General features: G+C 55.7%; 5 protein-coding genes and 1 pseudogene. 2 read left to right on the top strand and 4 right to left on the bottom strand.

The genetic code is table 11. From position 1 onward, the window contains the following. Positions 1-280: 280 nt before the first annotated feature. Positions 281-1,924 carry a thiamine pyrophosphate-requiring protein gene (locus EXR70_23760; GenBank protein ID MSP41513.1) on the top strand — a complete coding sequence of 548 codons (1,644 nt, stop codon included), beginning with the start codon at positions 281-283 and terminating at the stop codon, positions 1,922-1,924. 380 nt (positions 1,925-2,304) lie between these two features. On the opposite strand, the gene EXR70_23755 is transcribed toward EXR70_23760, so the two are convergent. The 4 genes and pseudogenes from EXR70_23755 to EXR70_23740 form a co-directional block, all read right to left on the bottom strand. Further along, positions 2,305-3,414 carry a shikimate dehydrogenase gene (locus EXR70_23755; GenBank protein ID MSP41512.1) on the bottom strand — a complete coding sequence of 370 codons (1,110 nt, stop codon included), beginning with the start codon at positions 3,412-3,414 and terminating at the stop codon, positions 2,305-2,307. Between the two features lie 66 nt (positions 3,415-3,480). Continuing rightward, positions 3,481-4,914: a SpoVR family protein gene (locus EXR70_23750; protein ID MSP41511.1), complete on the bottom strand. Its 1,434-nt coding sequence runs from the start codon at positions 4,912-4,914 to the stop codon at positions 3,481-3,483. 9 nt (positions 4,915-4,923) lie between these two features. After that, positions 4,924-6,102, bottom strand: a complete 1,179-nt coding sequence (locus tag EXR70_23745; GenBank protein MSP41510.1) for a DUF444 family protein — start codon at positions 6,100-6,102, stop codon at positions 4,924-4,926. A gap of 57 nt (positions 6,103-6,159) precedes the next feature. Continuing rightward, positions 6,160-8,094 (bottom strand): annotated as a pseudogene (locus EXR70_23740) (serine protein kinase). Between the two features lie 509 nt (positions 8,095-8,603). Between EXR70_23740 and EXR70_23735 the strand changes: the two are divergent. Next, positions 8,604-9,128, top strand: coding sequence for a hypothetical protein (locus EXR70_23735; GenBank protein MSP41509.1), 525 nt, complete (start codon positions 8,604-8,606; stop codon positions 9,126-9,128). The last annotated feature ends 238 nt before the right edge of the window (positions 9,129-9,366 follow it).

Genomic DNA, 9,366 nt, shown 5'->3' with positions numbered 1-9,366 from the left:
CAAATCGAGGCAAAACTAAGGACCCTATTAACCGCGAGAGCAAAATGTAATCTGATATAACTTCGCAAAAACTGTAACTCATTACGAAAAAAACGATCTATCCTCCGCTGCCCTGCTTCCAGGGCAGTTGTTCAGAGGTTCCTTAAGCAGATTCACAGAACGGCTGGGTCTTCACTGACATTTTCTCGTAGCGCGAGCCGGATTTTGGTGTTATGGCCTTTGGGTCAGCTCCGCGCGGACTTGGTCCAAGCTCGCGCGAATTCCAGTCCTCGGAGGCAGTATGAAAGTCGTCGATGCGATTTGCGAAATCCTCAAGCGCGAGGGTGTTGAGTTTTTGAGTTGCTATCCGACCAATCCGCTTATCGAAGCGGCGGCGACGGCCGGGATTCGTCCCATCGTTTGTCGGCAGGAGCGCGTCGGCGTCGGCATCGCTGACGGCTTTACCCGTGTCACCAACGGCCGGCGCATCGGTGTGTTCACCATGCAGGCCGGACCGGGGGCGGAGAATGCTTTCTCTGGCGTTGCCACGGCATACTCCGATTCCGTCCCGATGCTATGCTTGCCCGTGGGCCATCCGCGTAGTTCGTCCCAGGTGTTTCATTTTTTCCGCTCCGTCGAGTCCTACGCGCCGATCACCAAGTGGATCGAAGAACTCACCGCGGCGGATCAAGTTTCAGAAGTCATGCGGCGGGCGTTCACGTATTTGAAGATGGGCCGGCCGGGGCCGGTGATGGTGGAGATCCCCGGCGATGTCGCTGTCGAAGAATTTGCCGGCGCGGTGAAATACACGCCGGTGAAGTCCACCACCAGCGGCGCCAACGCGCGCGACGTAGCCGAAGCGGCCAAGGTATTGTTGCAAGCTAAGAATCCGATGATCGTCGCCGGCCAGGGCGTGCTATGGGCGGAAGCGACCGACGAGTTGATCGAACTGGCCGAGCTGGCGCAGCTACCGGTGACCACCACTTTGGAAGGAAAGAGCGCTTTTCCCGAGCATCATGCGCTGTCGCTTGGCACCGGCGCCGGGGTGATGCCGCAGCCGGTGCACACTTTTTTACAAAAGGCCGACGTGATTCTTGCCATCGGCACGAGCCTGACCAAGCACAACATCACGGCGGCGGCGATCCCGGCCGGCAAAGTGATCATTCACGCCACCAAGGACGAGCGCGATATCAATAAGCAGTACGCCGCGGATTATCCGATTCTCGGCGATGCCAAATTGGTTCTGCGCCAGTTTGTCGAAGCGGCCAAGGATTTGCTCGGCGGCAAAAAGCGCGATGCCGAAGGCGCCGTCGCAGCGGAGATCAAAAAGGGTAAAGAAGAGTGGATGCAAGAGTGGCTGCCGAAACTTACCTCTAGTGAAACGCCGATGACGCCGTACCGTGTCATGTGGGAGTTCATGAATTTGTTCGACCGCCGCGAAGTCATCGTCACCCATGACTCGGGCAGCCCGCGCAATCAGTTAGTTCCGTTTTATCAAGCGCCGCTGCCGCGCAGTTATCTCGGCTGGGGCAAGTCCCACGCGCTCGGCGGCGGTCTCGGCTTGATCATCGGCGCCAAACTCGCCCGGCCGGAGAAATTCTGCGTCAACTTCATGGGCGATGCGGCGTTCGGCATGACTGGTCTCGATTTCGAAACCGCGGTGCGCAACAACATTCCGATCTTGACCGTCGTGCTCAACAATAATTTCATGGCCGCCGAGACTCACGCCATGCAGGCATCCCACGAGCGCTACGGCACCATGAACATCCTCGGCAACTATGCCGACTTGGCGAAGTCGTTGGGCGGCTGGTCGGAGCGAGTCGATGATCCGAATCAGATCGCGGCAGCGTTTAAACGCGCGCGCAAAGTTACCGACGACGGCAAAGCGGCGCTGTTGGAGTTCGTCACTTGCCGCGAGATCGCGGCGTCGAGGATGCGGGAATGATGTAAAGGCCGAAGTTGAGTCCTACGAATATCACGAAATGCGCATAGGCTTACTTTTTCGTCATTCCGGCGCAGGCCGGAATCCAGACGTTTTTCCGGCGGCCGCCCGAAGACGAAGATGGATACTGGCCTACGCCGGTATGACGAAGATGTATATGCGCGAGCGTTTGTCTTGATTCTTAACAAGTAGCAGCGCCAAAACTGACCGGTGCGCTAAGCGCATCCTAACCAATTCTTGTCCTCCACAGAGAGCACGGAGGTTTTAACAATCGAGTTTTCTCTGTGTGCTCGGTGCTCTCTGTGCTGAATTTTCTTTTGTCCTCATCTCGATCCCGTTTGTCTTAGAGCCGAGCGAGCGTCTAGTGGCGAGCCTGCCAGCGCCTACCAAGCTCGATACATCACCTCGGCGACTTGGGCGATGGTTGCGTCGTTGTCCTTGTTCAGTTTTGAGAGCTGTCGCTGGCAGATGCGTTTACAGAAGGCGATCACCGCTTGGCAGACGATCATGCTTTTGCCGTTCATGGTCCGATGGCCGGTAGCGCGGCCGTGGCGCAGGAAGACGGTTTCTTCGGGATGATAAATCAGATCGTAGAAGCGCGTCGCGGGTGGAATCGTTTGGACGAGAGTCTCGCTTGCTCGATGATTCGCTTCGATGTCGGTTTGCGCCGCTGCGCGCCAGCGCTGCTCAAAATCGTTGCCAAGGTCAACCTTAAGGCTCGGCGGATTGGCCGGTGCGAGAGCGGAGTAGGGTTCGAGGATCGTCGCCAAGCCATTGGCCAGCTGGCGGATGCCGCCTTGACCCTTGGTGCTGCTGTTGACGATCAGGCCGACCCTCGGCGCCCACTGGGAAATCTCTTTCTCGTCGATCGCCAATGCTTCGCGTCCGGCTTGGTGAATTTCTCCTGCCAGCGCTTCGCCATGTTCGCGAGTGCGGTTGGCGATGATCAACTTGCCCGCGCCAATGCGATCGCTAACGTGATATGCCACCGCTCTGGCCGAACCGCCGGCGCCCAGCAGCAGCACGTCGACACCGTCGAGGGAATTCATAAATGCTTTCGTTTGTCCCGGCTGGGTCGTGAGAATGCTCTCGACAAATCCTTCGCCGTCGGTGTTGTAGCCGACTAGTTTTCCCGCGCTAGTTTTGACAATCGTGTTGACCGCGCCGATTCGCGCCGCGCCGGGATCGACCGCGTCAAGAAGTTCCATGACCCGCACTTTGTGCGGTACCGTGACGTTGATGCCCATGAATCCTTCGGTCGCCCGTAGGACGCCGAGCAGTTCGCCGACCTGAGCATCGGCGACATCGAAGGGGAGATAAATCGCGTTCATGCCGAGAGCGGTGAAGGCGGCATTCCAGAGCGCCGGGCTTTTCGAATAATGCGATGGGCCGTCGCCGATGATGCCGGCGAGATTTTTGTCGCCGACGGCGGTGCCGTCAATGGAATTGGCGATTAACTTTTGAATATCAGCGAGATCTTTAACGGTGGCCATGGGCGTGCGCTCGTTACTTTAGTCGCACGGCGCCGAACTTTTGGCAACTGAGATGTGCGTGGTGGGTTAGGCCGACTTGCGCATGGCCAATTTATTGTCGGCGATGGTGAGCCAAGTCTTGTGGTTGTCGATGACGGTCTCCATGGCGACATCGTGGGTCCACAGCTGGCGAATATAATTGAGCGTTTTCTCGGCGTATTCGAGTTGCAGGTCGCGGCCGTCGTGGTGGTGTTTGAGCAGCAAAGTTCGGTCGTTGTTGTAGTCGGCATCTTCGACTTTGATCACCGGGATGGAGCCGGTGCCGACGTTGTGGATCAGCGTCTCTTTGATTTCGCGCCAGCTGTCTTGGTCGGCGACGCGGCTCACCACCTGATCGTTGCCGCGGGTTTTGTATTCGAACAGATTGAGTTCGCGGATCAGCTCTTCGGTGAGATAACGGCGCAGGAACGAACTGTCGCGCTCGACTTCACGGACTTCAAAAAGTTTTTCCTTGGCGGATTTCCGGCGCGGGCCGAATTCGTCGACGTCGGTCTTGCTCGGATTCTGCCAGCGCTTTTCAATGTCCTCCCAAACTTTCATGCCGACATGGTCGGGATTCAAACCGCCGGGCGAAGGGCGCAATACTTGGGTGTGGCGCACGATGAATTCGAGATGCAGTTCTTGCGGCAGGTCGAGCGCTTCGAGAATGCTTTTATGCCAAAAACTCGCCCAGCCCTCGTTCATGATCTTGGTTTCGATCTGCGGCACGAAATATTGCGCCTGCTCGTGGACGATCGTCAGTAAATCTTTTTCCCAATCGGCCAAGTGCGGGTTATGATCGCGAATGAATATCAGCAGATCCTCGTCGGGAAAGAGCGGCACTTTTTCAAGATCGGGTTCGACGTGTTCGCGGCGCCGGTGCACGGCGCTAAACGGGTCGGCGCTCGGTGTGGCTTCGTCCCGTTTTAGTTGCCGTTGTTCGACCGGGCTGGGCTTTTTGATCGCTAAATTGCGCCGGCATTGCAGCGACAGCGCATGGGCCGCATCGAGCAGCGCTTCGACTCTTTCCAGACCGATACTGGGATCTTCGACGTAATGGCGCACCCGTGTGGCGTGGCTCTTGAACGATTCGATGGTGTACTGGGCGCGGGTCGATTTGAAGGTGAAATTATTTTTAAAAAAATCGTTGTGGCCGTAGACATGGGCGATGGTTAAAACTTGCAGCGCCAAGCTGTTGTCGCGCATCAGGTAGGCGATCGACGGATGGGAGTTAATCACCATCTCGTAAGGCAAGCCGCTGACGCCGTAGTCGTAGAGGGTTTTGAGCTTTTCAAAATTTTTGCCGTAGGACCAGTGCGGGTAGTGCGCCGGCATGCCGGAATAGACCATGTACGAGAGCATGTCTTCGTGATCGCAGACTTCGAATTCCTGATTGTACGGTTCGAGGCCGAAGCGTTCGACCAGCGTGACGATCCGTTCGTTCCAATGTTCCAAGTCGGCGATGGTGTAGCTAGTGGCCATGGTGCGTTCTCAAGCGGCATCCTCGCGGGCGCGGTCTTTGGTGAGAAACGTTTTGAACGAAGCGCAGATGTCTTCCTTTTTCTGAATCTGCACGATTTGAAAGTGGGCGGCATCGATCTGTGAGAAAAATTCGATCATGCTGCTGCCGTAGTAGCCCGAGCCCAGCGGTTTGATCTCGCCGTAACCGAAGAGGTTGGCGACCTGGGCTAATTCCTGGGCCGCCTTGAGCGCGGCGGGATTGTCCGAGTCGAAGTTGTCGCCGTCGGAGCAGTGAAAGGCGTAAATGTTCCACAGTCCCGGATGATAGCGCTGTTCGATGATCTCCAACGCTTTGACGTAGCCCGATGAGATAAACGTGCCGCCGGATTCGCCCTTGTGAAAGAATTCTTCTTCGGTGACTTCGAAAGCTTCGGTGTGATGGGCGATAAAAACGATCTCGACGTTTTGATAGCGGGTGCAGAGAAACTGATAGAGCAGAAAAAAGAAACTTCGCGCCAGATATTTTTTAACCCGGTCCATGGAACCCGAAGTGTCCATGATGCACAGCACCACGGCGTTGGACTCCTTGCGGATGTCGGTGACCATGTGGTGGTAGCGCAGATCGTCCTTGTGAAACGGGAAGCGGCCGGTGGCGGCCATCGGGTGGCGCTTGAGCGTGGCCTTTTTGCGCTTGATGCGCGAGCGCGCCGTGCGCTTTTTGTCGAGCCGTACGCGAATGCCTTTGCGGCGAAAGCCTTTCTGGTGAAATAGCCGTTCGACTTCCATCTCGCGCAAGCGTTTACGTTCGAGGTCGGGCAGCTCGAGATCTTCGAACATGAGATCGATCAACTCGTCGAGGCTGACATCGGTTTCGTAGTAATCCACGCCGGGTTTGTCGCCGGCCTGTTGGCCGGCTTTGCCGTCTTGGCCTTGGCCGACCACATCGCCCGGTTTGGGCTCGCCGTCGCCGCCCTGACCGACTCCCGGCGTGTTGTCGCCGTAAACGAAGCGGTATTCTTTGATGCCGCGAATTGGCACCTTGATGGTGCGGTTCTTATCTTTGCCGATGATCGATTCTTCGGCGATGATATCGCCGATGTTGTTGCGGATCGCTTCGCGCAGCTTTTGTCGGTGGCGCAAACGGTCCCCCGCGGTGCGGTCGCTGCGTTGGCCGGCGGAGGGATTGAAAGGACGAAAGATCGTTTGCATGGTTAGCCCTGCGTCAAGTTGTCACCCAGTTGTCGCGCCGATCTTAGGAGCGTCGCATTAATCCTTCCATAGATTGTTGGCCGCGTATTTGAGCACGACATCGACGCAACTCTGACAGTAGCCGTTTTCCAACAGGCTCTTGACCATGGCATTGTATTTATCCGATTGATCCTCGTCGCGCATGCGCGATTTGGTGATTACGCGGCTTAGATCGCGCACCGAAGTGATCAGCTTTTTCTCGATAGCCTCTTTTAACGGCTCGTAACTGCGATACTCAATCTTCTCTCCGCGCCGGTTGGCTGCCCAAAGATAGGCGATCACTTCCTGACGAAAGCCGTCCGCTGCCGAGCCGATGATGGCGATCTGCTCTTCGATCGATTTCATGAAGGCTTCGTCGGGCGCCAACTCTTCCTTGGTGTTGCGGTCGTTGACCTTGCTTTTATTAATGTAAGCTTCGGCGTGGTCGAGATAATTCTGAAATAGCCCCTCGGCTTGTTCCTGATACGAATAAACGAAGGCGCGGGTGATCTCTTTTTCCAATTGTTCCAAATATTCTTTATGGAGCGCATCCTGGAGAAATTCCAAATATTGCTTGCGGGTATCGTCCGGCATATCCGCTTCTTTCACCATGTTGATCAGCGCCTCGCGCACGTTGATCGGGTTGATGCAGTTTCCCTTCATGTTGTCGGAGAGCGAGTTGTCCAAGGCCTTCATAATAAAGCGCGTCGAGATACCGGACATGCCTTCCCGTTTAACGCTTTCGCGAAGCTCCTGGACGTCGACTTTCTTGGTCCGGCCTTTCTCGACCACCTCTTCGCCGTTGTAGAGCTTGAGCTTGGTCATGAGGTCGCATTTGTTGGTCGGCTCTAGGCGCGACAGGATCGCGAACATCGAGGCGACTTCCAAGGTGTGCGGCGCCACATGGGCGCGGAAGTCGGAGTTGCGAATGATCTTCTGATAGATCTTCACCTCTTCGGACAGGCGCAGATTATACGGCACGCGCACGGCGACGATGCGGTCGAGGATCGCTTCGTTGGTATGATCGGCTTTGAACTTTTGCCATTCCGCTTCGTTGGAATGGGCGACGATCACGGTGTCGACGTAGACCAAGCCATGGCGGCCCGGCGCCGGCACGACTTTTTCCTGGGTCGCGGTGATCATGCAGTGCAGATACTCGATCTCGTTCTTGAAGACTTCAATGAACTCGACCACGCCGCGGTTGCCGAGTTTAACGCGCCGTTGAGTTCCAAGACCCGCGGATCGCCTTCGGAGTATAGGTCTAATTTAGAGATGTCCTCGCTGCCGATCAGCACCGAGGTGTCTTGATTGTTGGGGTCCACCGGCGGTACCACGCCGATGCCGACCCGCGAGCGTTTGGAAAACTCCAGGGTATGGACCGGAAATTCTTCGTACTTGCCGGCGAATTCATTTTGTAGGCGATAACGGCACACCGGGCAGAGATCGCCTTCGATGTGTACGCCGAGCATCTTCTCGAACTCTTTACGCAAGTGGCGGGGAATTAAATGCAGCGGTTCTTCGAACATCGGGCAGCCTTCGATGGCGTAAAACGGTTAGCTTTATTCCAGGCCGCGATGGAGTTTTTCCGCCAGCGAACTTTTGCCCGACCCCACCGGTCCCATTAGATATAAAACCTGGCGGCTCTCCTCGCCTTTCAACGACGCGGCGTGAAAGTAGCGGACAATTTGCGACACGGTTTTTTCGATGCCGAAGAATTCGTCGGCGAAAAAATCGTAGAGCTTGATCGATTCGTCCTTGTATAGCCTTTGCACATTTGGGATCGTGGTTTTCATGGATGTCGCGAATACCGGCTTTGACAAGAACGTCGTAGACCCGGGCGTGGGCAAGTTTCGCGACCGATGGGTCGCTTTTAACTTTATCGAGATAGTCGAGCAGGTTGCCGCGCCAGGATCGTGCTTGGTGCACGTCGCGGTCTTTTTTGATCAGCTTTTCAAATTCCTTGCTATGGTCCATTCCAACAGCCTCCCTTATTCGTATCTCTACGGTTAGTGGTTGAGCTAAGCGGAATCCTGGAGTGAAACAGGGGATGAGCCGGCAATAGTAATGGGCTCTGATCGAAGCTTACAGAAAAAATGACCGACCGATGCGCTGTGAGTGGTCTGTGCATCACCTTGAACAGCTATGTAAAGAAAAAAAGTGGACGCGGCCGGAAACGGCGTGGTCAGGAACCGGGATATATTTTAGGGCTCGTATGCGACCTCCTGTTTCGACCTGGTCGGCTAGCCAAATACGTTCTTCGTTCGTTAGACGAAAGCAAAGAACCGATGATTCATGACACCCGTTGCTGAACTGCCTCAATTGAAACTTTATTTTGTCTCAATGTCAAGAAAATTCCCGCTTCAACGTTGATTCGTTGGGCGATTCTGTGCGCGTTTGATTAGCAATTCAGCTTGCGTCTGTTAAGATGATCGCCGTCGGCAGCCATTGCTTTAGCTAGAAATCGCGAGGTCAGAGTCAAACTTATGACGCAGGAACCGCTTCAGATCGAACCGGGCCTTCGCTGGTACGCCATGCGCATCAAGGTCAACCGCGAGCGTGACGTTGAGAAACGGCTCACCGATCTCGGCTTGGAAGTGTTTCAGCCGTGGATGCGCGCGCGCCGGCGCATCGGCAGTAAGTTTCACTGGATGCAAGTGCCGTTGTTTCCCGGTTATGTTTTCTGCCGCTTGGATGTCGAGCAGTCGGGCAAGGCGGCGCGTTATTCGCCTGGCGTCAAAGACTTTCTCACCTTCGGCAATCGCATCGCTGAAGTCGATGAGAATATCATTGCCGGTTTACGCGAGCGCTGTCCCGACGGCGTCGCGGCCATCGATCCGGTGCGCGCCCAGCCGGGCGACACCGTGCGCATCAACGAGGGACCCTTCAGCGGCCTGGAAGCGATCTTCAACGAAAAACTCAAAGGCAGCGAGCGCGTCGCGGTGTTATTGGAAATCCTCGGCAGGCAAACCCGCATCGTGTTGCCGAGCGAGACCATCGTCAAGGTTTGATTTTTAACCGCCGCTGCGGCGTGCGGATGGTTTTTTAATTCATCTTCATCGGCTAATCATCGGTCTTGACGGAAAAGCGCTTCGCGATCTTTTCTGTCGTGGCAACGTCAATATGTCATGTTAACAGCAACGCGATTATGTCAGGGTAGTGCGTTGGGTTGAGGTCGTAAGTTAGAAACCTGGCCATAGCGGAACCCCACCTTGTTGGAGTTGGTTCGATATAGGCCAAGTGTGTGCG

It is taken from the genome of Deltaproteobacteria bacterium (assembly GCA_009692615.1).
Classification (GTDB): Bacteria; Desulfobacterota; Binatia; order UBA9968; family UBA9968; genus DP-20.
This window is presented reverse-complemented; position numbering and strand designations above follow the sequence as displayed.

Excerpts from the sequence above, each read along its gene's own strand:
- EXR70_23735 (MSP41509.1), top strand. The coding sequence starts at position 8,604 with ATGACGCAGGAACCGCTTCAGATCGAACCGGGCCTTCGCTGGTACGCC.
- EXR70_23750 (MSP41511.1), bottom strand. The coding sequence starts at position 4,914 with ATGGCCACTAGCTACACCATCGCCGACTTGGAACATTGGAACGAACGG.
- EXR70_23745 (MSP41510.1), bottom strand. The coding sequence starts at position 6,102 with ATGCAAACGATCTTTCGTCCTTTCAATCCCTCCGCCGGCCAACGCAGC.
- EXR70_23760 (MSP41513.1), top strand. The coding sequence starts at position 281 with ATGAAAGTCGTCGATGCGATTTGCGAAATCCTCAAGCGCGAGGGTGTT.
- EXR70_23755 (MSP41512.1), bottom strand. The coding sequence starts at position 3,414 with ATGGCCACCGTTAAAGATCTCGCTGATATTCAAAAGTTAATCGCCAAT.